Origin of the sequence: Enterobacter sp. CPE_E863, assembly GCF_046521465.1 — a bacterium.
GTDB classification, from domain to species: domain Bacteria; phylum Pseudomonadota; class Gammaproteobacteria; order Enterobacterales; family Enterobacteriaceae; genus Enterobacter; species Enterobacter adelaidei.
In genome coordinates this window covers 1,900,544-1,922,379 of record NZ_JBKFZX010000001.1, presented here as the reverse complement: position 1 = coordinate 1,922,379, position 21,836 = coordinate 1,900,544, and the positions used below count along the sequence as shown (strand labels likewise).

Here is a 21,836-nt window from a genome sequence, read left to right as displayed (position 1 = left end):
AAACACCTACTTAGTAGGTGTTTGCGGAACTTACTTTAGCGATTTCGTTTCACCTCGTATTGCAGGCACACTACCCCCGACGGGAAAATATGACTCTTCACCAACATGAGTGAGGTTCTGTCTTGTATATTTTTGAACAAGGGAATGCCTTGCCCCAGCAGAACGGGATTGACGAATAGCCAATATTCATCGATGAGGTTTTCCGCCATTAGCGCGTGAGTCGCTGAGGGGCTACCAAACAATAAGATTTCGCTGCCCGCGTTTTGCTTGAGCTTATTGATTTCGTCGCTTAAGTTGCTACTGATAATTTGCGTATTAGGGTGATTTTTTTCCAACAGCGTTTTCGACAACACCACTTTTTTGGCAGATTTATACCAACGCGAATGCGCAAGGTCATGCGGGCTGGCGTCAGGCTTATCGGCAGCAGTGGGCCAGTACGATTCCATCATCTGGTAGGTGGTACGCCCATATAGGGCGGTGTCGGTCTGCTGAATCCGCTTCTCCACGTATTCAAACAAATCGGGGCTTATGCAAATCCAGTCCAGACTCGCCTGCCCCTCAGCGTTAGATGCGACAAAACCATCCAGCGACACATGAACAAACGAAACGATTTTTCTCATGGTTTTCTCTCTGATTAAGTGTTGATTACGTAGCCTTTGGTTTGTCCATTCACCACCGATCACGCTCAAGTTGTATCGGATCGCGATGAACAAAAGCGTGAAGCGGTGAAAAAAATAGGATGTTCGATCACGAATGCCGCAGATTGCTTCAAAAAAATGACCGTATTTGTTATATTGTTGCTCATTGATTATTCACCTCTGCGGTGCCAAAAAGAATAAGATTCACCGCAACCCAGGAAAGAGAAATGTTAGATTACCGCTTCCCGACAGCTTTGCAGATGGTTCTCAGCGTAGCGATGGCGGAGCAATTGGGTGAACGTTCGACGAGTGCCATTCTTGCCTACGGCCTGGAAGCCAACCCGAGCTTTATCCGCAAATTGATGGTTCCGCTTACGCGTGATGGCATTATTGTCTCAACGCTTGGCCGTAACGGCTCTATTCATCTTGGTCGCCCGCCGGAAGAGATCACCCTGCGCGACATCTACCTTTCGGTCATCGAAGATAAAAAGCTATGGGCGTCGCGTCCAGACGTACCGGCTCGCTGCGTAGTCAGCGCTAACGCCTGCTGGTATTTCAAGTCAATTTCCGAAGAAGCGGAGCAAGCTTCGTTAGCGGTATTAGCGCGCCACACTGTGGCAAGCGCGCTGGAAGAGGTCAAAAAAGCCGATACCAGCGGGTGCGATCCGGTGCCTGAACTTATCGCCCTGTATAAAAAAGCCCATTAATTTTTACGAAAAAAAACCGCCTTCACAGTGAAGGCGGTTTTTTATTATCTGCAATGTCCTTACGCAGGCAGCACTTCCCTTTCCGCTTTACCGCGCGTTACGAGTTTACGCAGCGTCACGTAGAACACCGGTGTCAGGAACAGACCAAACAGGGTCACGCCCAGCATCCCGGAGAAGACGGTGATCCCGGTGACGCCGCGCACTTCCGCACCCGCACCGTGACCGAGTATCAGCGGAATTGTCCCGGCAATAAAGGCGATGGAGGTCATCACTATCGGACGTAAACGCAGACGACAGGCCTCCAGCGCCGCTTCCATAATGCCTTTGCCCTGAATTTCCAGCTCGCGGGCAAACTCCACGATAAGAATCGCGTTTTTACAGGCCAGCCCCATCAGTACCACCAGCCCCACCTGCACGAAGACGTTGTTATCGCCCCCGGTCAGCCAGACGCCAAACAGCGCGGAGAGCATGGTCATCGGCACGATGAGGATCACCGCCAGAGGCAGCGTCCAGCTTTCATACAGCGCCGCCAGCACCAGGAACGCCAGCAGTACCGCTACCGGGAAGACGATCAGCGCCGTATTGCCCTGGGTGGCCTGCTGGAAGCTCAGATCCGTCCATTCAATATTCATCCCGTTCGGCAGGATCTGCTTAGACATCGCGTCCAGCTGCGTCATCGCTTGCGCTGATGAGAGCACGCGCGGGTCGGCATCACCAATCAGGTCCGCCGCCGGATAACCATTGTAGCGAATCACCGGATCAGGCCCGTAGGTGGTCGTGATTTTCACCATACTGCCAATCGGCACCATTTCGCCCTGGCTGTTACGGGTGCGCAGATTAGCAATATCTTCCACGCTGTCGCGGAACTGCCCATCGGCCTGCGCCATCACGCGCCAGGTACGCCCGAACTGGTTGAAGTCATTAACGTACGACGAGCCCAGATAGGTTTGCAGCGTACCGAAAAGATCGGTCAGCAACACGCCCTGCGCTTTCGCCTTATCGCGGTCAACCTGCACGTCCAGCTGCGGCACGTTAGCCTGGTACGTTGAGATCGGGAAATGCATCCCCGGCGTTTGCATAATCGCACCGGACATGGTGTTCACCGCGTTTTGCAGCGCGCCATAGCCCAGACCACCGCGATCCTGGATGTACAGCGAATAGCCCGACCCCTGACCCAGACCTAAAATCGGCGGTGGCAGGATAGAGAAGCCAAAGCCTTCCTGGATTTGCGCGATTTTTGCGTTGATCTCAGCGTTAATTTCCGCCGCAGTATGTTTGCGCTGGTCGAACGGTTTCAGGCCAAAGAAGACCGTCCCGGTATTCGGCGTGTTGGTGAACTGCAGCGCATTCAGCCCCGGAAACGCGACCGCATAGTCCACACCTTCGGTATTCATCCCGATTTCGCTCATTTTGCGGATCACCGCATCGGTGCGCGCCAGCGACGAACCTTCCGGCATTTTCACGCCACCAATCAGGTACAGCTTGTCCTGCGTCGGAATAAAGCCGCCGGGCACCGCTTTAAACATCACGCCCGCCGCACAGAGCAGCAGCAGATACACCGCAAATACCGCACCGCGTCGTCCGAGCGTTTTCCCCACCAGCCCCTGATAACCGTTCGAGCTGCGGTGGAAAAAGCGGTTAAACGGACGGAAAATCCAGCCAAACAGACGGTCAATAAGCCGGGTCGGAAAATCCTTCGGTGCGCCGTGCGGTTTTAACAGCAGAGCCGCCAGTGCCGGAGAAAGCGTCAGCGAGTTGATGGCGGAAATCACCGTCGAAATCGCGATCGTCACCGCAAACTGCTTATAGAACTGCCCGGTGACGCCTGAGAGGAACGCCATCGGCACAAACACCGCACACAACACCAGCGCAATCGCGATAATCGGCCCCGAAACCTCACGCATCGCCTGATGCGCCGCCGCAAGCGGAGCAAGCCCCTCTTCGATATTTCGCTCGACGTTTTCCACCACCACGATGGCATCGTCCACCACGATACCGATAGCCAGTACCAGCCCGAACAGGCTCAGGGTGTTAAGTGAAAAGCCCAGCAGGTAGAGAATGCTGAATGTCCCCACGACAGAGACCGGCACCGCGATCAACGGAATGATCGACGCGCGCCAGGTTTGCAGGAACAGAATCACCACCAGCACCACCAGCACCACCGCTTCCAGCAGCGTTTGTACGACAGCACGAATCGAATCGCGCACAAAGACCGTCGGATCGTAAGGAGCCGCCCACTTCATGTCTGCCGGGAAACGCGTGGACAGTTCGTCCATTTTGGCGCGCACCGCGTTAGACAAATCAATGGCGTTCGCCCCCGGAGACTGGAAGATGCCAATCCCGACCGCGTCTTTATTGTTAAGCTGGGAACGCAGCGCATAGCTGCCGGAACCCATTTCGATACGCGCCACGTCGCGCAGGCGGACAACCGTACCGTCCTGCGTCGTTTTCAGGACAATATTGCCAAACTCGTCTTCAGTATGCAGACGCCCCTGGGCGTTAATGGAGATCAGGAAATCACTCTCTTTCGGCAGCGGCTCGGCACCCAGTTGCCCAGCGGACACCTGAACGTTCTGCTCCTGCATAGCCGTGACCACGTCCGATGCGGTCAGCCCGCGGGCTGCCACCTTGTTAGGATCCAGCCAGACGCGCATCGCGTATTCGCCTGAGCCGAAAATCTGAATCTGGCCGACGCCGGGCAGGCGCGCCAGCTCGTCCTTCACCTTCAGCGTGGCGTAGTTACGCATATACAGGGAGTCGTATTTCCCGTTGGGCGAAAACAGATGCACCACCAGCGTGAGCGTTGGCGACTGTTTCTGGGTGGTAATCCCCAAACGCCGCACGTCTTCCGGCAGGCGCGCCTCGGCCTGCGCGACGCGGTTTTGCACCTGTACCTGCGCCTGATCCGGGTCGGTTCCCGGACGGAAGGTGACGGTGGTCACCAGTACGCCGTCCGAGCCCGCAACGGACTTCATGTACATCATGTTTTCAACGCCGTTGATCGCCTCTTCCAGCGGCGTCGCCACGGTCTCGGCAATCACTTTCGGGTTGGCGCCCGGGTATTCCGCGCGCACCTGCACGCTTGGCGGCACAACGTCAGGATATTCGCTCACCGGCAACAGCGGGATGGCGATCAATCCTGTGATAAAAATCAGAATCGACAGGACGGCGGCAAAAATGGGCCTGTCGATGAAAAAACGGGAAAAGTCCATGGGTCGGATTCTCAGGTAAGGGATCAGTTAAGGGCGGCGCTGGTAGTCATGGCAACGGTTTTCGCGTTAACCGGCATCCCCGGCATGAACACTTTTTGTAAGCCCTCGACGATGACTTTATCGCCAGGGTTCAGCCCCTGCCGCACGATGCGTAAACCGTCTGCCAGACGTCCCGGCGTGATGTCGCGACGCTGTGCTTTCCCCTCTTTATCCACGATATACACGTATTTGCGATCCTGATCGGTCAGCACCGCTTTGTCGTCGATCAGCGTGGCTTTGAATTCCGCGCTGCCCGGCAGGCGTACGCGGGCAAAGAGCCCTGGCGTGAACTGACGCTGCGCGTTATCCAGCAGCGCGCGCATACGGATGGTGCCGGTACTCGGCGTTAACTGATTATCAAGGAAGTCCACTTTGCCCTGATGGGGATAACCCTCCTCGCCCGTCAGACCAATCTCCACCGGAAGCGCCATGTGATTGCTGGACGCCCCCTGCCCGCTGCGGGCCAGATTTTGGTAGTGAAGATAGGTCGACTCATCCACGTCAAAGTAAACGTAAACCGTTTTCTGCGAGACCAGCGTGGTGAGGACGCTGGCGGTGTCCCCCGCCGTCACCAGATTACCGCTGGTGATCAGCGCCCGGCTGGCGCGGCCATCAATAGGCGCGGTGACTTTGGTGAAATCCAGGTTAAGTTGTGCGGCGTCAACCGCCGCCTGCGCGGCGCGAATGTCGGCCTGTGCCTGGGTGGCAGCTGAACGACGCTGCTCCCATTCTTCACGGGAGACTACGTTGGTATTGACCAGTTTATCGGTACGGTTGGCCTCGCTTTGTGCCAGGCTGGCCTGCGTTTTGGCTCTCGCCAGGTTCGCCTGTGCCTGCTCCAGCGCCGCACGATAGGTTCGGTCATCAATGGTGAACAATACCTCGCCCTTTTTCACCTCCTGGCCATCGGTGTAATTCACTTTATCAATGTAACCGGAGACGCGCGGACGTAACTGAACGCTCTCCACTGCCTCAATCCGACCGTTAAAGCTATCCCACTGGCTTATGGATTTCACAACCACGTCAGCAACGCTGACGGCGGGCGCAGGTGGCGCAGCGTTTTGCGCGACACTGTTATCGCATCCGACGAGCAGCACGGAGAGCAACATGACCCCCAGCGCGCTCAGATGAAAGTTACCCCAGGTTTTTTGCAGGCTCATTATTTTTATTCCGATAATTGTAGCCGCCGGACAAGACGCCGCAGGAGATGCCGCGCCACTTCCTTTGTCCGGTAGCTGGCTTAAGGCCATTTGTGCCGTTCATCGCCACAAAACTGTAACAGTAATGAATACACTATTCGCGGCGATTGTAGGAATGCGCTTAACTAAGTGCAAGAATAATTGTTGCACTTTATGTGCTATTTGAGTCGAAGGGAAAAGAGCCGTTTCGCTCAAGGATTTAAATGCAACAATAAAACTTGCAATTAACGTAAAAACCAGCCAACCTTTAAATGCAACAGACAAAGATACTTTTAGGCGAGCGGTATGAGGATAACCAGATGAACACTGGCGCATTTATGCATGATTTACTCGACTGGATCGACAACAACCTTGATAGCCGTCTGGACATTGAGTCCGTCGCCAGGCGATCCGGTTACTCAAAATGGCACCTCCAGCGGCTCTTCAAAGAGCATACTGGCTCCCCTCTCGCCGAGTATATTCGCGCGCAAAAGCTGCAAAAATCGGTCGAACGGCTGGCTCAAAGTGATGAACCGATTCTGAATGTGGCGATCGCGCTGGGCTTTGACTCACAGCAGTCCTTCAACCGCAGCTTTAAGCGTCAGTATGGTCAGGCGCCTGGCGCATGGCGGCGGAGTCTGGGTGGCCCGGAAACGCAGCAGCTACGCTAGCAATGAAATTGTCACGGATGACATCCTCCCTGCTTGCGTCCCAGGCGATGCCCACCTCCCAGCTTATTGACTCCCCCGTTAGCGGAATAATCACCAGTTCCGGCGGCGCGATATGGGTCACGCTGGTGGGCAGAATGGCCACACCGATCCCCGCAATCACCATTGCGACGATAGTTTGTATATCGTCAGTCAGTTGCGTCGATGAGATGAAAAGACCGTTGTCATGCAGGAAGCGGTCAATCTGTGCGTTTAAACCCCGTCCTCGCTCATCATAAAGCCGCAACAGAGGGCGTTTCGCGAGCCACTCAGCCACAGACATTGTCGGCGACGCGGCGGGCGCAACCAGAACCAGCCGATCGGTAAATAACGGCAGGTATTCAAGCGCCACGGGGGGCGGAACCCTGACAAACCCCACCTGTAGCTCATCATTTTGCAATTGCTCGTACTGCTGGAAGGAAGGCAGATCCGTCAAGGACATCTCGACTCCCGGGAAGTCGCGACGAAAGTCTGCAATACAGCGTGGTGCCAGATAAAAGCTTGAGAGACCGAACCCGACGGCAATATGCCCTTCAACCCCTTTTGAGACCCGCTCAGCATGCTGCATAAATAACTGGGTTTGCCTGACCACTTTTTCAGCCTCTGGCAGTAAACGTTTGCCGTTGGCCGTCAGTACTGCGCCGTGACGACCTCGTGAAAAAAGAGACATATTCACCTGAGATTCGAGGAGATTAATCTGTTTGGTCAATGCCGGTTGTGAGATAAACAGCGCCCGCGCCGCATCGGCATAGTTCCCTTTTTCAGCCAGTACCACAAAGGCTTTAAGCAACCGGATGTTCAATTTTGCATTCCAGATGGTTATTAAAATCAGAAATGATTTGATTATACAGTTATTGGAAAGCGTTATGTAATTCAGTTTCGATGACAACTGGAGACACATCATGAACGAACATCAATCCTTAAAGGCGGCAACCGTACAGTTTCAGCATCAGGCCAGTAATAAAAAATACAACCTGCTGATAATGTAGAAATTTATTGAGCAAGCGGCGCTTGAGCAGGTGAAAATTCTCACCTTCCCTGAAATGTGTATCACCGGCTACTGGCATGTCCCCAAACTCACCTCAGCGGAGGTATCAGCTCTGGCAGAGCCGATTGCTGAAAGCCCTTCCCTGATGTTAATTCGCTCTCTGGCGATTAAACATCAAATGCTTATTGGCGCAGGTCTTATTGAAAGAGCCGACGATGGCCGTCTTTACAATGCATATGTTGCCTGTATGCCGGACGGCTCAATGCATACGCACCGTAAACTCCATGCGTTTGAACATCCGGCCATCAGCAGCGGGGACAGCTTTACCGTTTTTGATACGCCCTGGGGAGTGAAAGTCGGCATCCTGATTTGCTGGGACAATAATCTGGTCGAAAACGTGCGCGCGACGGCGTTGCTGGGTGCCGATATTCTTCTCGCGCCGCATCAAACGGGCGGTACCGATTCCCGCAGTCCTCATGGCATGAAGCCGATTCCGCTGGCGCTCTGGGAGGCGCGGGAAACGCGCAAGGAGGAAATTACGGCCGCATTCAAAGGGGCAAGCGGTCGGGAATGGCTCATGCGCTGGCTGCCTGCCCGTGCACATGACAACGGATTATTTGTTCTCTTCAGCAACGGTGTGGGTGCAGATGATGACGAAGTGCGCACAGGAAATGCCATGATCCTCGACCCCTATGGCAGGATTGTGAATGAAACCTGGGCGGCTGAAAATATGATGGTGAGCGCTGAACTGGATTTAAGCCTGCTTGCTATGAGCACCGGACGCCGCTGGATCCACGGTCGCCGCCCCGATTTATACCAGATATTGACCCAGCCGCAGGGCTATGAACGTGATGCGATCAGCGCACGATTTTCGAATGAGCCCCCTGCCCGCTAGAAATGTCAGCATTTTTTAGCTGCAACATAAACCCGGAGCTGTTATGCTGTATATAATTACAGTATGAGGTGCGCATAATGGCTGTTGAAACAAAATATGTTGTCGTAAGAAAAGGTGAAGAGAAAATGACATTTGCCAGTAAGAAAGAAGCTGACGCTCACGACAAGCTGCTTGATATGGCAGACGCGTTCACCGACTGGCTGTTGCAAAGCGGAATGCAGATGGATGAAACACAGGCTGAAGATCTTGGTCTGTATCTCGCCGAGCAGAAAGAGGCCGTGCAGCATATTCTGCGTACCAGCAAGCTTCCCGATCTCAATGCCGCCGTTGTTGCAGATAAAACAGAAGCCGATGCGGTTGATGATAAAAAAATCAGAGCGGTGAAAGCGGCCTGATTACGAGAATAATCATTACCTGTTCCGAAGCCGTAAGGAGATAACTGCTTGCGGCTTTTTTAGCTGTTTGTAGGGTTCCCTGTTAATCTTTCAGCAGGCTTATTTCTTCGAACAGCCATTGCTTCAGCGTTCGTATTTTAAACGAATCCTTATTATCCAAACGGTAAACTAAATCGTATCCCCGCTCTGCTTTAAGTTTGTATTGCGGAAACGGAACAACAAGCCTTCCGGTAGCGACATCATCTGCAATCAGCACACTCCGTCCCAGAGCCACGCCTTCGCCACGTATAGCGGCTTCGGTAGCCATGCTGCCAAGCGTCCATAAGGTCCCCTGATGGCCGCTGAAATGGTTTTCTCCGGCCATTTCAAACCATGCCTCCCAGTTCGCCAGCATTCTGTACTCATGAAGAAGCACGCAGTTTGAAAGATCCTTAATTTCTTTCAGACCGTTATGTTCCTTAATAAAGTCGGGGCTACAGACAGGGGTGACTGTTTCACTCAAGATTCGCTCAGAACAGACGTCGCGATAATTACCACGGCCATAACGAATTGCTGCATCGACCTGACCATCGTTAAGATCCACGTTAATGTCAGTAACATCCAGCTGAATATCGAGTTCAGGATGCCGCTGCCTGAAACGGCTGAGACGTGGGGCCAACCACTTACTGGCGAATGAAACCGTTGTACTGATACGCAAACTTTTTGCTGGGCTCCTTTCGCGTAAACGCTCGGACTCTCTCACTAAATCACCCAGAAGGCGGGTAACCGAAGGGTGGAATTCAGCCCCCTCCTCCGTCAGGATTATCTGTCGCGTCAGTCTGTGAAATAGCTTTATCCCCAGATGATCTTCAAGCTTCCGGATTTGCCGGCTTATCGCGCCGTGCGTGACGTGCAACTCCGCTGCCGCCAGCGTCATGCTGGAGAGCCGGGCAGTGGCTTCAAAAGCCCGAAGCGTTTGCAAGGGTGGGAGGCGATCGAACATCATACGCGTGATAATAATTCACGCATGGTGTGAGAACAAATGATTTGTCAGGCCCTCGTCCCAAAATCAAAATCGAAACAAATAACCATTTTATTTTCATCATGTTATCGGAGGGATAATGGAAAGTTTGTTCGTGTACGGGACGCTCGGTCCAGGCAGACCTAATGCGCATATTCTTGAGAATATCGGTGGGTCGTGGCAGGAAGGACACGTGGGTGGGTCTCTGTTAAATAAAGGCTGGGGTGCAGAGATGGGGTATCCGGGGATCGTGCTGGATGACTCGGGTAATCGTGTTCAGGGGTTTATTTTCACTTCAGCGAATTTGCGTAATCACTGGGATGTACTCGATCGGTTTGAAGGTGCTGAGTATGAGCGTGTACCGGTAGACGTCACGACGACTGCCGGTCAGACAATACATTCATGGGTGTACCGGCTTAAGCCATTCGCTCATTTTACGCAACACTGCATTTACTGAATGCCCGTTTTTAACGAGGTTCGAACGCATTATGATGGCGCTATTCCGTTATGAAGGAGGCAACATGCGTTTTGAGAGACTGCAGTATTTATTTGATCCACTTTGCGGCTGGTGCTACGCCAGCGCGCCGGCGCTGGGTTACCTTGCTCAGCACCACGCTGATAAACTTGCGCTAATGCCCAGCGGGCTGTTCAGCGATGAGGGAGCCCGGGACATCACCGCGGAATGGGCGGAGTACGCCTGGTCCAACGATCGGCGCATCGCTTCACTCACCGGGCAGCCTTTCAGCGAGCGCTATCATCAGCTTCTGCTGAGCGGTACGCGGTTTGATTCGACGTTTATGAATCGTGCTCTGACCATGGTTCGTGACATCAACCCGTCGGCCGAGACACATCTTCTTCATACGCTACAGCATGCCCGCTATGTTGAGGGGCGAGACACCTCAAGACCTGACGTGGTGGGTGATATCATTGAGGACTGGGCCGGGAAAAACAACCTCGCGTTAAAGCATGAACGGGTCGCTCTGGCGCTTGAAACCGATAACGCGCTGCGGCATATCACGGACGAGAGGATCGCGAAAGTGAATCGTCTTATGAATCAGCGAGGTATCCGGGGAGTGCCTTTGCTGCTGGCAACGGTTAATGGCACAGAGCATATGATTAGTGGACATGCTCTTTACGGTGGCGCAGAGAAATTACGCGCTACGCTATTAGCGCTTGGCTGAATGGGTTTGCCAGCACGCTTAGTGGCGAGAAAGGATGCAAAAACAGGCTGTTACTGCACAAGCTGTCAGAACTAATCCCAGCTGCTGCACGATACCGGCAAGTCCCAGCATCATTCCCAACAGCATATAGTAGACTAATCCAAACAGCGCTCCGGCTGCTCCGGCCTGTTCACGATACTGGCTCAGGGCCTGGCTCAACACGTTTGGAATCGCGATTCCATAGGCAACCACAATCCCGGCCATCGGCAAAAGGATCCATACGGATTGCTGTAAAACCCATGCTGCAATACCCGATAACAGGGCCAGCAGGCACGCATTCTTCACCAGCTGTTCTGGTGACAAACCGACAGACAACAGTTTCCGGTTCCAGAGGCTGCCCGACAGAGAAGCAAAAGCCAGTAAAATTCCCGTCCATCCGAAAGCCCTGGGACTCCAGCCCAGTTGCCCAAAAAGAAACGGCGCAAGGCTGTAGTAACTGAAAATCATCGTATTGAGCAGCGCAACAAGCGCTGCATTTTTCCACAGCCTTGCATCACCCGCCATTCGGTAAACCAGCCCGCCAAGACGGGCACTGGAAGTATTTTCCGACCGCGTTTCTGGCAGCAAGAATGCGGTCAGTGTCAGCAGAACCAGCGCCAGTGAGGCCAGCGCAACAAATACGCCGGTATGTCCGTACAGGCTAACCAGCCAGCCTCCACTCACCAGACCGAAAACCGGGCTGATTGCCAACGCCGCACCCATAACAGAAAAGACGCGAGCTAAGGCCGTCGATTCGTAACTATCACGCAGCATGGTCTGAACGACAACGGATCCGGCTGCTGCCCCCATGGCCGCGACCATGCGAGCCATGAGCAAAACACTAAAGCCTGGAGCGACAAGCGCCAGTGTGGAACCGGTCCCGTAGCACAGTAGTCCGGCCATCATCGCCGGTCGCCGACCGATATGGTCGCTTAACCAGCCCCAGAGCGCAACGCCGACGGCAAACGCGACAAAATAGACAGAAAGAGTCTGCGCGGCACGTTCACTGCCTACCTGAAAAGCACGGGCAATGTCAGGCAATGCGGGGCTGTAAATGGTTTCGACCAGTTGAGGAAACATAATCAGTAATGTCAGAAGCCACAACGGTGGCTGTTTATCGGTGTTCATAACAACAATCCTCAGATAAGCAGAATATGCAGGTATCATTGCGGAAGTTGCCATGTCGAATTACCATTATTACGACTACATATATTTAAAATCGGACATTCAATGAAGATAAACCCTCAAGATTCTTTCGATCCGGATCTGTTCGACGATCTGGTTATCGGAATTGCATCCGATATGGGGGTACATGATTCAGGGATGCACAGCCACCTTCGTCATCAGTTACTTTTTTCGGCGGCGGGAAGTATCACAATTGAGCTGGATAATACCCTTTGCCTGCTTCCACCCAGGCGTGCGGCATGGATACCGGCCGGCACGGCTCATCGCGCCATAATGAAGGGTACGATGGCCTACCGTTCTCTGTACTTTTCTAGCACTTTACCGTTATCAGCATTACCTCTACAGGTTGTTGAAGTTAATCCCCTGTTCTTTGAGGTGATCGAGCGGATGGCATTCTGGCCATGGGGAATGCCCACAGAACAACAAAGCAGTCTAATCAATGTTTTTTGTGAGGAAATTAAAAATGCCCATCGCGAAAACTGGACGTTACGGTTTCCCTCAGATATTCGCCTGAATACCTGGCTGAACACGATCCGTAAGGGCGAATTACCCCCTCGGCTTGGACAATTAGTCCAGAAGGTAGGGGCATGTGAACGCACGATAAGCCGTATATTTATCCGGGAAACGGGAATGAGTTATCAGAGCTGGAGGCAACAGTGGAGGCTGCTGAAAGCGATGGAAATGTTGTGCGAGGGTATGCCGCTAAGTCAGGTTGCACAGCAGCTAGATTTTGTCAGTGACAGTGCCTTTATTGTCTTCTTCCGCCAATATACGGGAACAACGCCGACCCGCTACCTCCGGCATTTAATTGCTGAACATCAGGACGTAACGTCGGTTTAACAGCCAGTCTTCGCTCACAGCTGACTTGCTTCTTAGTTAGCTCGCCCGCTTTGTGCCAGGAGAGGAAGTTGGAGTGCCAGAGATTATATAAAAGCTAATGGTTCGTTTTACTGGGATACTTACACTTCTGCCATGGAACGTGCAAGGTGTTGCCATCTTCAGACGTAAAATTTCCTGCCTTATCATCCGTCCTGAAACACCGGGTGACTTTACCGTCAATTGACCTGCTCCCCGTTGATTAGTACACCCCGATGTTAGTAATGTCTTCATAAGCCACATGAGGACATCCCCATGAAGAAGCGTTTTTCCGACGAACAGATCATCAGTATTCTCCGCGAAGCCGAAGCTGGGGTACCCGCCCGTGAACTCTGCCGCAAGCATGCCATTTCCGATGCCACGTTTTACACCTGGCGTAAGAAGTATGGCGGTATGGCGGTGCCTGAAGTTAAGCGCCTGAAGTCGCTTGAGGAAGAGAACGCCAGACTCAAGAAGCTGCTTGCCGAAGCCATGCTGGATAAAGAGGCGCTTCAGGTGGCTCTTGGGCGAAAGTACTGACGACAGACCAGAAGCGGGAAGCCGTGATGTTGATGTGTGATGCGACCGGTCTGTCGCAACGTCGTGCCTGCAGGCTTACAGGTTTATCCCTGTCGACCTGCCGCTATGAGGCTCACCGTCCGGCTGCTGATGCGCATTTATCAGGGCGCATCACTGAGCTGGCACTGGAGCGCAGGCGTTTTGGCTACCGTCGTATTTGGCAGTTGCTGCGCCGTGAAGGGCTTCATGTTAATCATAAGCGCGTGTACCGGCTTTATCACCTCAGTGGCCTGGGCGTAAAACGCAGAAGACGTCGTAAAGGGCTGGCAACAGAACGTCTGCCGCTGCTCCGTCCGGCGGCGCCCAATCTGACCTGGTCGATGGATTTCGTCATGGACGCACTTTCCACCGGTCGCAGGATCAAGTGTCTTACCTGCGTCGATGATTTCACAAAGGAATGCCTGACGGTCACTGTTGCCTTTGGGATTTCAGGCGTTCAGGTCACGCGTATTCTGGACAGCATTGCACTGTTTCGAGGCTATCCGGCGACGATAAGAACTGACCAGGGGCCGGAGTTCACTTGCCGTGCACTGGATCAATGGGCCTTTGAGCATGGTGTTGAGTTGCGCTTAATCCAGCCGGGCAAGCCAACGCAGAACGGATTTATTGAGAGCTTTAACGGACGATTTCGCGATGAATGTTTGAATGAGCACTGGTTCAGCGATATCGTTCATGCCAGGAAAATTATTAATGACTGGCGGCAGGATTATAACGAATGCCGCCCGCACTCCACGCTGAATTATCAGACACCGTCTGAATTTGCAGCGGGCTGGAGAAAGGGTCATTCTGAGAATGAAGATTCCGACGTTACTAACTGAGTGTTGTATCTAATCGTGGGGGCAGGTCACAATCTTGCAATTCTCCCGTTCCCGTAACAGCGTCGTTTGTGACGCACAGAAGAAGCGCTATGACTTATCTTCAGGCGGACGGTTCCGCGTAGCGCCTTCAGAAACTGATAGCCCCTGCTCCATACGGTTAATGGGACTGAAATACGCGCTAGTGCAGGAGACGGAAGGCAAACTAGGCCTGGTGAACCTACTCTGTGTCAGACATTGCCTGCGCAACTCTGAATAGCAAAAGATTAATCAGGAGGGAGGGTGGAGACTTCGTAGGTCAGGGCCGCACTATACTGCGGCCCCCACCGTTAACCATTCTTATCAATATCATCAATTGTACGGTTGTTGTCATTGTAAGTCTTCATTAAGCGACCATCACCGTTTTTCAGGTCCTGTCCTGCCTGTTCTGCAATGGTGTTGTTCACTGTTTTAGCACCATTAACCCAGGCTTTCTTATTCTCTGCAAAATTTGCGCGGAGATCACTTTCGGGTTTCTTTAACGGTTTCTTTGCCATGCTGTATGCCCTCTAAATAATTGATGATTTCTTGAACGGTTATAGCAGCGTTCCCAGTTAGAGAGATGGTCTTGAGCTCCCATCCTTCTTTTACAGAAAACTCTTTCATCGGACCTAAGGTATAAACTACTTTTTCTTGAGAAAAGTACAAGACATTAGATTTTTTATTTGTTTGCCAGTCGGAGGGAGGAGAAAGGCGAAACTTTATTTTCCTCTGACCTAGCAATGACTTGATTCTTAAGAATAAGTTTCGTTTATTGACCGAACCTGTAGCGCTTTTGAACTTCTTCTCAAGACTTTCGATGTACTCATCCGAGGACATTTCATCTATCGGGGTTTCTTTTACGTCAGCTGAAAAGGTTAAGACATTAGACACTTTGCGCCCCCTTAAATTTCAAGAATCATTTCCAGTCAAGAGTAACTGAACCTGTTGCGATCATTCAAGAAAAAGAAGCATTGCGGTGGCCTGCGCCCGCCCGATGGGCGAACATTGGCAAATTATGAGCCGGCGTCACTGTGTGAAATCTGAGAAAACGTCAGAGATAAAAACCCCGACAGAATGCCCGCAGCGCGGTCAGAGGAGACAGAGCGTTTATGTCACTACCTGTCTTAAACGGTCAGCCCCCCCTCAGCCCGACTGCGGCCACACGCCGAGCTGCCCCGCTAACTGCTTGCGCCTGAGGTTACCGGCCTGCGTCACCGCCGTGATGTCGGCCTGAACGCGGCCATTTTGCACGAGGTGATCCGCACTACCAAGCAGCGTCGATCGGGAATCGGCTGGCCGAAAAATGGCACGTGTCCCGCTTTCCGAAACGGCCGACATTGACGATCTAAGGAGACTTTCGCAAGTTCCAGAGAGGAACTTGAGGCGGACGAAGAAACCTGCAAGCAGCGCGTCCTGCCCGTCAGGATCTGCGACTGGCTGATCCGAGCCACCGATGTGACCGTACGCGCTGACGCGTTACCCCACACGTTCTGTCCGAGATGCAGCAGTGGCTGCTGGATCATTAAAAAATTGAGTTAACACAGTCGGGCTAAGGACTATTCGTAGAGGACTCCAAGAGAGTCATAAATCGTTCATCATTAATGTCCGCTTTTCGCTCATAGCCGCCCTAACGTTACCTAAACCCCGAACTCCCCCCATAAAACCTGGTAGCTATACAAACGCACCAGGCTGTTACGTTAATACGTGTTAATCACTTAAAAAGGAAATGCGCATGACCCCACATCCGCTGCGCCAGATAATCGAATCCTGCGATCGCGCCATCACCACCAAAAACTATGACGCCCTGATGGAGTACTACGCCGAAGATGCGGCTCTGGTGGTCAAGCCAGGCATGACGGTTAAAGGTAAAGAAAACATCCGCAGCGCGTTTATTGCCATCTCAGATTATTTTCAGGATCAGCTGGTTGTCGAACAAGGAGAGATGCAGGTGATAGAAGGTGGCGGCAATGCGCTTGTTATCATGGAAACCATTCTGCGTTTTCCTGATGGCAAGGGTGGAAGAACGGAAATATCACGTCGCGCGACCTATGTTTTTCGACAGGAGAGCGATGGTCGCTGGCTTTGTACCATCGACAATTCCTACGGGACGTCACTCCTGGATACGAGGAACTGATTACTTTTATCACGACGTCAAAGGGGCGCTACCGCCCCTCCATACCAGCAACCTTAATGCGCAGTAATGCGCGGCTCCTTCACAAACTCCGCCAGCAGCCACACCATATCGTGCAGCAAGCCCGTTAGCTCTTTCGCTACATTCGCAGGTAGCGTTCCGCCCTTAACCGCTTGTGTCAGCGCCAGAGCATAGTCCACCTGAGTCACGGTATCCTGCCAGCAGTCCGGCACGCAGGAGTTCAGTTTCTCACCCATGATCAGTTGTGCGATCAGGTCTGGCGGAAGATCGACATCGCAGAGTTCCCTTAGCTTCCACAGGGCGTGCAGCAGACGCTCGCAAAGCGTCGTAAACATCGTTGCATCTTCGATTTCGACCAGCACACTCACCAGTGCAGCGCAGTTGTCGGCGACGACAAACAGATCGGCGTCAGCCGGAAGTGGTCGGGAGATAAGTTGCAGAATGACGCTTTCGTCAGATGGGAGGTAAGTCAGGGTTGGGATCGTAGCCATCGTAAGGCATCCTCAGTGTATAAATTTGGGTGAACCACCCGATGAGTTCCTACGCTCGAGGGGGTAGCGCTGACAGAGGTAGGAATACCGCCCACAGAGAAAACGGCCAGCCTTGCGGCTGCTCCGCCAGCGCCACCGCAATTTTAGCGATTGAAACGCTGCCGCGACAAATAAATATCGCTCTGTAGATACGGGTTCCTACGCCCGATTGCGGATGTGCCGCAACGCAGGCACTTTACGACCGCGATCGCCTGAATAAAAGAGATATCCCTGAATTACACAGGGTTACTTTTAGGTTTGCGAGGCGTCTTCCAGAACGGCAACCCTACCGGGAGTGCTACGCTTGCCCGGCCTACATTTTCAGCGTATCAATCACCGCTCTCAGCGCGGGCGACACGTTACGGTGCGGGTAGTAAAGGAACAGACCCTCCATACGCAGGCTGTAGCGCAGCAACACCCGGATAAGCGTTCCGCGTGCAAGATCGTCTGCCACCAGCTCAACCGGCACATACGCCAGACCCAGACCCAGCCGTGCGGCTTCGGCTTCCATATAGCTGTCGGATAACGCCCACTGTCCTTCCGGCCGATGGGTAACGATTTTTTCGTCCTGCACCAGTTCCCAGTGATAAAGACTGCCGTCAGCAAGCTGGTAAGCAATACAGGGGTGAGGCGTCAGATCGGCAGGCGTTTGCGGGAAGCCGTAGCGGCGAAAGTGCTCCGGTGTGCCCACCACCGCCATCTCCATGTCGGGGGTGATGCGTACCGCGATCATTCCCTGCCCCACTTCCGGCCCCAGCCGCACGCCTGCATCGAAGCGCTCGGCGATGATGTCAACGAACCGACTCTCGTTTATTAGCTCCAGCCGGATATCCGGGTAGCGCTGCTTAAACACCGCGAGCTTCGGCAGCAGACATTTGTCGATGGCGTGCTGGCTGGCATTAATGCGCACCGTGCCGGAGGGGGTCTCGCGAAAATGCGCCAGGGTGGCAAGGCCGTTATCAAGCGCATCAAATCCCGACTCCGTGGTGCGATAAAGTTGCTCGCCAGCCTGAGTCAGGGACAGCTTTCGCGTGGTGCGAACCAGCAGCTGAACGCCCAGCCGTTCTTCCAGTTCGCGCACCGAACGGCTGATCCCGGATTGTGCCAGCCCAAGCCGCTGCGCGGCTGCCGTAAAGCTCCCTTCCCGCACCACCTGCATAAACAGGTACAGCTCATTGTAGTTTTCCCGCCTCGCCATCCCGCCCCCATATTTATAACAATATGATATGAATCCTAGCAGAATTCGCCCTCTAATCAGCACTTTTTCTGCTAACTATAATGGCCGCATCACAACAACGCACGGTACCTCTTATGAAAACATTCACCCAAAAACTATCAGTTGCGATGCTGCTCTGCGCATCTTTAAGTGGAGTTACAACAATGAGTTATGCAGATACCATCAACCCAAACGCACCCGTTTCAATGGTGACCACCTGGGACAAAACCTTCGCTGAAAGTGATAAGGTCGACCATCGCAAAGTGTCATTCCAGAACCGCTACGGGATCACCCTGGTGGGCGATTTGTATCTTCCTAAAGATCGTGGAGACCGTAAACTGGCGGCGATTGCCGTCAGCGGGCCGTTTGGCGCCGTTAAGGAGCAATCCAGCGGCCTGTACGCACAGACGCTGGCCGAAAACGGGTTTGTGACGCTGGCGTTCGACCCGTCCTACACTGGCGAAAGCGGCGGCCAGCCACGCAACGTGGCCTCCCCTGACATCAACACCGAAGACTTTAGCGCGGCAGTGGATTTCCTCGGCATTCAAAAAGAGGTGGACCGTAACCGCATCGGTATTCTCGGCATCTGCGGCTGGGGTGGTATGGCACTCAATGCGGCATCTATGGACACCCGTGTGAAAGCGGTCGCCACCAGTGTGATGTATGACATGAGCCGCGCCATGGGTCACGGCGTGGGCGACGGTAAAGACCGTTACACCACGGCAGACCGCCACGCCGTGTTGCAGTATCTGAACGAGCAGCGCTGGAAAGATGCCGAGAGTGGCACCCTCGCCCATGCGGGCCATGACATTTATGTCGATGAACACAGTAAGGTGACCGCCGCCGATCGTATTCTGCCGGAGTCATTACCTGCGAACCCCCATCCGGTTCTGAAAGAGTTCTTCGATTACTACCGGATGCCGCGCGGCTACCATGCGCGTTCCGTCAACTCAACCGGCGCATGGACGGCAACAATGCCTTTATCCTTTATGAATATGCCGCTGCTGAGTTATGCCAAAGAGATCACCATCCCGACGCTTATTGTCACCGGTGAGAAAGCGCACTCCCGCTATTTTGCTGAAGATGCGTATAAAGCCGTGGGCAGCAAACAGAAAGAACTGGTGATTGTCCCGGGTGCAAATCATGTTGATCTCTACGACAACGCTGCCGGAAAAATTCCGTTTGCTCAGTTTGAGCAGTTCTTCAAAACCAGCCTGAAATAACCTGCTACGCCACCCGTTTCTGCGGGTGGCGCTTCGTGAAATCTGACTATGTCCACACTGAACCACACCTCATCATCAAACGCTGAGCGTGCGCACTGGGGCGGTATTTTTGCCATGACCCTGTGCGTGTTCGTCCTGATAGCTTCTGAATTTATGCCCGTCAGCCTGCTCACCCCCATCGCCCGGGATTTGGGTGTGACAGAGGGGCTCACTGGCCAGGGGATTGCCATCTCGGGTGCACTGGCGGTGCTGACCAGCCTGAGCCTTTCTCACCTTGCCGGGAAAATGAATCGCAAATATCTGCTGCTGGGCATGACGATGCTGATGGCGATATCGGGGATCATTATTGCCTGTGCGACCGGCTATCTGGTGTATATGGCAGGCCGCGCGCTCATCGGCATCGCGATTGGTGGATTCTGGTCGATGTCTGCCGCGACGGCTCTCCGTCTTGTGCCGCAACATCAGGTATCCCGCGCCCTGGCTATTTTTAACGGCGGCAACGCGCTGGCGACGGTTATCGCAGCCCCGCTTGGCAGCTATCTCGGCGCGACCATTGGCTGGCGTGGCGCTTTTCTGTGTCTGGTGCCGGTCGCCATCGTCGCCGCTATCTGGCAGTGTTTTAGCCTGCCAGACATGGCAAATCAGCAAAGCCCACGCGGGAGCGTGTTTCGTCTGTTCCGCGAGCGCGTGGTCCGTACAGGGCTGATGGCCTGCGGCCTGTTCTTCATGGGGCAGTTCGCGTTATTTACCTACATACGGCCGTTCCTTGAAAACGTCACCCGCGTCAGTCCTTCCGGCTTATCGCTTATTCTGCTTGCCATCGGTATAGCGGGTTTTGTTGGCACGCTTGTTGTTGTCCGGGTTCTGAGCGCTGCGTTTTACCCGACGTTAATGGCGATCCCGCTTCTGATGGCGGCCATTGCTGGCACGTTAATCCCGGCCGGAAACAGCGTGTGGATAGTGGCGGTGCTGTCAGGCGTTTGGGGAATGCTGGCCACGGCGGCGCCAACAGGCTGGTGGAGCTGGCTTGCCCGTACTCTTCCTGATGACGCCGAGGCAGGCGGCGGGCTGATGGTCGCGGTGATCCAGCTGTGTATTGCGATAGGTTCAACGGTGGGCGGCATGGTGTTCGACCATGCTGGCTGGCAGAGCACGTTTGCACTGAGTGGCCTGTTGCTGCTGGCCTCGGCTGCACTGACATTTTTCACATCACGGCAAAAATAACCTGAATTTGCGTAGCGACTTCCAGAACGGCAACCCTACCGGGAGTGCTACGCTTGCCCGGCCTGCGTATTCCCCACCAAATTTTGCCCCATCCTTCCCCTCTAACTGTTGTATTGTTTCCAGACATAACCCCTAAAGGACACCTGCACCATGCTCAAGATCCTCGGCAAAACAACCTCGATAAACGTTCGCAAAGTACTCTGGACCTGTGAAGAAGCCGGGCTGAATTATCGCCAGGAAGATTACGGGATCGGTTTTATCTCAACGGAAACGGAAGAATTTCGCGCCCTGAACCCGAACGCAATGGTACCGGTGCTGATTGATGAGGAGTTTGTGCTGTGGGAATCTAACTCCATTTGCCGGTATCTGGCGCGCAAAGCCGGACGCGACGATCTGCTCCCTTCTGAGCCAAAAGCCTGCGCGAATGTCGAACACTGGATGGACTGGCAAGCCACAGAATTCAACAATGCCTGGCGTTACGTCTTCCCGGCGCTGGCGCGCAAGAACCCGGACTATAACGATCCAGACCGCATTGCCGCAGGCATTAAAGAGTGGAACCACTGTATTGCTATCCTTGAACAGCAGCTCCAGCGCACAGGGGCGTGGGCAGCGGGCGAAAACTTTACTCTTGCGGACATCGTGCTGGGATTGTCGGTCAACCGCTGGAAAATGACGCCGTTCGAGCACCCAGCCGTCCCGGCTATTGATGCCTGGTTTGCGCGCCTTAACCAGCGTCCAGCATTTTTACGTCGCGGGAATAACGGGATGGTGTAAGTCTTATCCGCCGTCCTCTGATTGCCGCATATCAGTCCGGGGACGGCCCCCGCTCCAGAAATGTCTGTTTTGTGACGATGGCTCCGATGAATGGGGGTTAATATGTGACAGTGTCACACATCATTTGTATCTTTAGGACTATTCTGCCTCTGGCTTAGCCAGCCCTTACCCTGTCAGGCCTGACACAAGGTTTACTCATTAATCATAGGGTTACTGATTCCCCCCCTTCGCTGGAACCCTTCCCAAACGCTTGCTATAGGTGAAATACCCCTGCCGAAACATGGCATAACAACAGGCAACCGGT

General features: G+C 53.6%; 21 protein-coding genes and 1 pseudogene. 12 read left to right on the top strand and 10 right to left on the bottom strand.

Annotation, left to right across the window (positions count from 1 at the left end; translation table 11 throughout):
- Nucleotides 1–35 precede the first annotated feature (35 nt).
- Nucleotides 36–620, bottom strand: a complete 585-nt coding sequence (locus tag ACLHV8_RS09485) for a dihydrofolate reductase family protein (protein WP_049005660.1) — start codon at nucleotides 618–620, stop codon at nucleotides 36–38.
- A 245-nt stretch (nucleotides 621–865) separates the two neighbouring features.
- On the opposite strand from ACLHV8_RS09485, the gene ACLHV8_RS09480 reads away from it, so the two are divergent.
- Nucleotides 866–1,345: an RrF2 family transcriptional regulator gene (locus tag ACLHV8_RS09480; protein ID WP_028017381.1), complete on the top strand. Its 480-nt coding sequence runs from the start codon at nucleotides 866–868 to the stop codon at nucleotides 1,343–1,345.
- A gap of 59 nt (nucleotides 1,346–1,404) precedes the next feature.
- On the opposite strand, the gene oqxB is transcribed toward ACLHV8_RS09480, so the two are convergent.
- Entirely contained in the window at nucleotides 1,405–4,557 is a 3,153-nt protein-coding gene (oqxB, locus tag ACLHV8_RS09475) for a multidrug efflux RND transporter permease subunit OqxB (protein ID WP_129324838.1), read from the bottom strand.
- Between the two features lie 23 nt (nucleotides 4,558–4,580).
- Nucleotides 4,581–5,756 carry an efflux RND transporter periplasmic adaptor subunit gene (locus ACLHV8_RS09470; RefSeq protein ID WP_208595273.1) on the bottom strand — a complete coding sequence of 392 codons (1,176 nt, stop codon included), beginning with the start codon at nucleotides 5,754–5,756 and terminating at the stop codon, nucleotides 4,581–4,583.
- A gap of 338 nt (nucleotides 5,757–6,094) precedes the next feature.
- Here ACLHV8_RS09470 and ACLHV8_RS09465 point away from each other — a divergent pair, with 338 nt between their 5' ends.
- Nucleotides 6,095–6,445 carry a helix-turn-helix domain-containing protein gene (locus tag ACLHV8_RS09465; RefSeq protein WP_028017378.1) on the top strand — a complete coding sequence of 117 codons (351 nt, stop codon included), beginning with the start codon at nucleotides 6,095–6,097 and terminating at the stop codon, nucleotides 6,443–6,445.
- Here the strand turns inward: ACLHV8_RS09465 and ACLHV8_RS09460 are convergent.
- Nucleotides 6,369–7,283, bottom strand: a complete 915-nt coding sequence (locus ACLHV8_RS09460; RefSeq protein ID WP_208595272.1) for a LysR family transcriptional regulator — start codon at nucleotides 7,281–7,283, stop codon at nucleotides 6,369–6,371. The genes ACLHV8_RS09465 and ACLHV8_RS09460 overlap by 77 nt on opposite strands.
- Before the next feature lie 100 nt (nucleotides 7,284–7,383).
- Between ACLHV8_RS09460 and ACLHV8_RS09455 the strand changes: the two are divergent.
- Together ACLHV8_RS09455 and ACLHV8_RS09450 are read left to right on the top strand one after the other, a co-directional pair.
- Nucleotides 7,384–8,364: pseudogene (locus tag ACLHV8_RS09455) on the top strand (nitrilase family protein).
- Nucleotides 8,365–8,441: 77 nt separating this feature from the next.
- Complete coding sequence (locus ACLHV8_RS09450) at nucleotides 8,442–8,759, top strand: YebG family protein (protein ID WP_128347920.1); 318 nt, start codon at nucleotides 8,442–8,444, stop codon at nucleotides 8,757–8,759.
- 82 nt (nucleotides 8,760–8,841) lie between these two features.
- On the opposite strand, the gene gcvA is transcribed toward ACLHV8_RS09450, so the two are convergent.
- A complete protein-coding gene (gene gcvA, locus ACLHV8_RS09445) occupies nucleotides 8,842–9,741 on the bottom strand; it encodes a transcriptional regulator GcvA (RefSeq protein WP_208595277.1) in 900 nt (299 codons plus the stop codon).
- A 118-nt stretch (nucleotides 9,742–9,859) separates the two neighbouring features.
- Between gcvA and ACLHV8_RS09440 the strand changes: the two genes are divergently transcribed.
- Both ACLHV8_RS09440 and ACLHV8_RS09435 read left to right on the top strand, forming a co-directional pair.
- On the top strand, nucleotides 9,860–10,216 hold the full coding sequence (locus ACLHV8_RS09440; protein WP_208595271.1) for a gamma-glutamylcyclotransferase: 357 nt from the start codon (nucleotides 9,860–9,862) through the stop codon (nucleotides 10,214–10,216).
- Nucleotides 10,217–10,280: 64 nt separating this feature from the next.
- The gene (locus ACLHV8_RS09435; RefSeq protein ID WP_208595270.1) at nucleotides 10,281–10,940 is read left to right on the top strand and encodes a DsbA family protein; all 660 of its coding nucleotides are present in this window, start codon (nucleotides 10,281–10,283) and stop codon (nucleotides 10,938–10,940) included.
- Between the two features lie 18 nt (nucleotides 10,941–10,958).
- Here ACLHV8_RS09435 and ACLHV8_RS09430 read toward each other — a convergent pair whose 3' ends face one another.
- Nucleotides 10,959–12,086: an MFS transporter gene (locus ACLHV8_RS09430; protein WP_208595269.1), complete on the bottom strand. Its 1,128-nt coding sequence runs from the start codon at nucleotides 12,084–12,086 to the stop codon at nucleotides 10,959–10,961.
- Between the two features lie 102 nt (nucleotides 12,087–12,188).
- Between ACLHV8_RS09430 and ACLHV8_RS09425 the strand changes: the two genes are divergently transcribed.
- Together ACLHV8_RS09425 and ACLHV8_RS09420 are read left to right on the top strand one after the other, a co-directional pair.
- Nucleotides 12,189–12,983, top strand: coding sequence for an AraC family transcriptional regulator (locus tag ACLHV8_RS09425; protein ID WP_208595268.1), 795 nt, complete (start codon nucleotides 12,189–12,191; stop codon nucleotides 12,981–12,983).
- Nucleotides 12,984–13,274: 291 nt separating this feature from the next.
- Nucleotides 13,275–14,395 (top strand): IS3-like element ISSen4 family transposase gene (locus ACLHV8_RS09420; protein ID WP_121528277.1). Its coding sequence is split into 2 segments (ribosomal slippage): nucleotides 13,275–13,533 and nucleotides 13,533–14,395, totalling 1,122 coding nucleotides; the frame shifts between segments, so codons are not numbered across the junction.
- Nucleotides 14,396–14,721: 326 nt separating this feature from the next.
- Here ACLHV8_RS09420 and ACLHV8_RS09415 read toward each other — a convergent pair.
- Both ACLHV8_RS09415 and ACLHV8_RS09410 read right to left on the bottom strand, forming a co-directional pair.
- On the bottom strand, nucleotides 14,722–14,928 hold the full coding sequence (locus ACLHV8_RS09415) for a hypothetical protein (RefSeq protein ID WP_191933842.1): 207 nt from the start codon (nucleotides 14,926–14,928) through the stop codon (nucleotides 14,722–14,724).
- Nucleotides 14,894–15,304 carry a hypothetical protein gene (locus tag ACLHV8_RS09410; RefSeq protein ID WP_208593954.1) on the bottom strand — a complete coding sequence of 137 codons (411 nt, stop codon included), beginning with the start codon at nucleotides 15,302–15,304 and terminating at the stop codon, nucleotides 14,894–14,896. The genes ACLHV8_RS09415 and ACLHV8_RS09410 overlap by 35 nt, the downstream gene beginning before the upstream one ends.
- Nucleotides 15,305–16,145: 841 nt before the next feature.
- Between ACLHV8_RS09410 and ACLHV8_RS09405 the strand changes: the two genes are divergently transcribed.
- Nucleotides 16,146–16,547, top strand: a complete 402-nt coding sequence (locus ACLHV8_RS09405) for a YybH family protein (RefSeq protein ID WP_208593953.1) — start codon at nucleotides 16,146–16,148, stop codon at nucleotides 16,545–16,547.
- Nucleotides 16,548–16,600: 53 nt separating this feature from the next.
- On the opposite strand, the gene ACLHV8_RS09400 is transcribed toward ACLHV8_RS09405, so the two are convergent.
- Both ACLHV8_RS09400 and ACLHV8_RS09395 read right to left on the bottom strand, forming a co-directional pair.
- Nucleotides 16,601–17,056, bottom strand: a complete 456-nt coding sequence (locus ACLHV8_RS09400) for a hypothetical protein (RefSeq protein WP_208593952.1) — start codon at nucleotides 17,054–17,056, stop codon at nucleotides 16,601–16,603.
- Between the two features lie 352 nt (nucleotides 17,057–17,408).
- Entirely contained in the window at nucleotides 17,409–18,293 is an 885-nt protein-coding gene (locus ACLHV8_RS09395) for a LysR family transcriptional regulator (protein ID WP_049005685.1), read from the bottom strand.
- A 113-nt stretch (nucleotides 18,294–18,406) separates the two neighbouring features.
- Between ACLHV8_RS09395 and ACLHV8_RS09390 the strand changes: the two genes are divergently transcribed.
- From ACLHV8_RS09390 to ACLHV8_RS09380, 3 genes are all read left to right on the top strand, one after another.
- On the top strand, nucleotides 18,407–19,534 hold the full coding sequence (locus tag ACLHV8_RS09390) for an alpha/beta hydrolase (RefSeq protein ID WP_208593951.1): 1,128 nt from the start codon (nucleotides 18,407–18,409) through the stop codon (nucleotides 19,532–19,534).
- Nucleotides 19,535–19,582: 48 nt separating this feature from the next.
- A complete protein-coding gene (locus ACLHV8_RS09385) occupies nucleotides 19,583–20,758 on the top strand; it encodes an MFS transporter (RefSeq protein ID WP_208593950.1) in 1,176 nt (391 codons plus the stop codon).
- Nucleotides 20,759–20,908: 150 nt separating this feature from the next.
- On the top strand, nucleotides 20,909–21,532 hold the full coding sequence (locus ACLHV8_RS09380) for a glutathione S-transferase family protein (protein WP_208593949.1): 624 nt from the start codon (nucleotides 20,909–20,911) through the stop codon (nucleotides 21,530–21,532).
- The last annotated feature ends 304 nt before the right edge of the window (nucleotides 21,533–21,836 follow it).

What these genes read in the sequence shown, in the direction of transcription:
- ACLHV8_RS09385 (WP_208593950.1), top strand. Translation starts at nt 19,583, where the DNA reads ATGTCCACACTGAACCACACCTCATCATCAAACGCTGAGCGTGCGCAC.
- ACLHV8_RS09450 (WP_128347920.1), top strand. Translation starts at nt 8,442, where the DNA reads ATGGCTGTTGAAACAAAATATGTTGTCGTAAGAAAAGGTGAAGAGAAA.
- ACLHV8_RS09380 (WP_208593949.1), top strand. Translation starts at nt 20,909, where the DNA reads ATGCTCAAGATCCTCGGCAAAACAACCTCGATAAACGTTCGCAAAGTA.
- gcvA (WP_208595277.1), bottom strand. Translation starts at nt 9,741, where the DNA reads ATGTTCGATCGCCTCCCACCCTTGCAAACGCTTCGGGCTTTTGAAGCC.
- ACLHV8_RS09425 (WP_208595268.1), top strand. Translation starts at nt 12,189, where the DNA reads ATGAAGATAAACCCTCAAGATTCTTTCGATCCGGATCTGTTCGACGAT.
- ACLHV8_RS09405 (WP_208593953.1), top strand. Translation starts at nt 16,146, where the DNA reads ATGACCCCACATCCGCTGCGCCAGATAATCGAATCCTGCGATCGCGCC.
- ACLHV8_RS09435 (WP_208595270.1), top strand. Translation starts at nt 10,281, where the DNA reads ATGCGTTTTGAGAGACTGCAGTATTTATTTGATCCACTTTGCGGCTGG.
- ACLHV8_RS09440 (WP_208595271.1), top strand. Translation starts at nt 9,860, where the DNA reads ATGGAAAGTTTGTTCGTGTACGGGACGCTCGGTCCAGGCAGACCTAAT.
- ACLHV8_RS09485 (WP_049005660.1), bottom strand. Translation starts at nt 620, where the DNA reads ATGAGAAAAATCGTTTCGTTTGTTCATGTGTCGCTGGATGGTTTTGTC.
- ACLHV8_RS09470 (WP_208595273.1), bottom strand. Translation starts at nt 5,756, where the DNA reads ATGAGCCTGCAAAAAACCTGGGGTAACTTTCATCTGAGCGCGCTGGGG.
- ACLHV8_RS09480 (WP_028017381.1), top strand. Translation starts at nt 866, where the DNA reads ATGTTAGATTACCGCTTCCCGACAGCTTTGCAGATGGTTCTCAGCGTA.
- oqxB (WP_129324838.1), bottom strand. Translation starts at nt 4,557, where the DNA reads ATGGACTTTTCCCGTTTTTTCATCGACAGGCCCATTTTTGCCGCCGTC.
- ACLHV8_RS09400 (WP_208593952.1), bottom strand. Translation starts at nt 17,056, where the DNA reads ATGGCTACGATCCCAACCCTGACTTACCTCCCATCTGACGAAAGCGTC.
- ACLHV8_RS09465 (WP_028017378.1), top strand. Translation starts at nt 6,095, where the DNA reads ATGAACACTGGCGCATTTATGCATGATTTACTCGACTGGATCGACAAC.
- ACLHV8_RS09415 (WP_191933842.1), bottom strand. Translation starts at nt 14,928, where the DNA reads ATGGCAAAGAAACCGTTAAAGAAACCCGAAAGTGATCTCCGCGCAAAT.
- ACLHV8_RS09395 (WP_049005685.1), bottom strand. Translation starts at nt 18,293, where the DNA reads ATGGCGAGGCGGGAAAACTACAATGAGCTGTACCTGTTTATGCAGGTG.
- ACLHV8_RS09430 (WP_208595269.1), bottom strand. Translation starts at nt 12,086, where the DNA reads ATGAACACCGATAAACAGCCACCGTTGTGGCTTCTGACATTACTGATT.
- ACLHV8_RS09390 (WP_208593951.1), top strand. Translation starts at nt 18,407, where the DNA reads ATGAAAACATTCACCCAAAAACTATCAGTTGCGATGCTGCTCTGCGCA.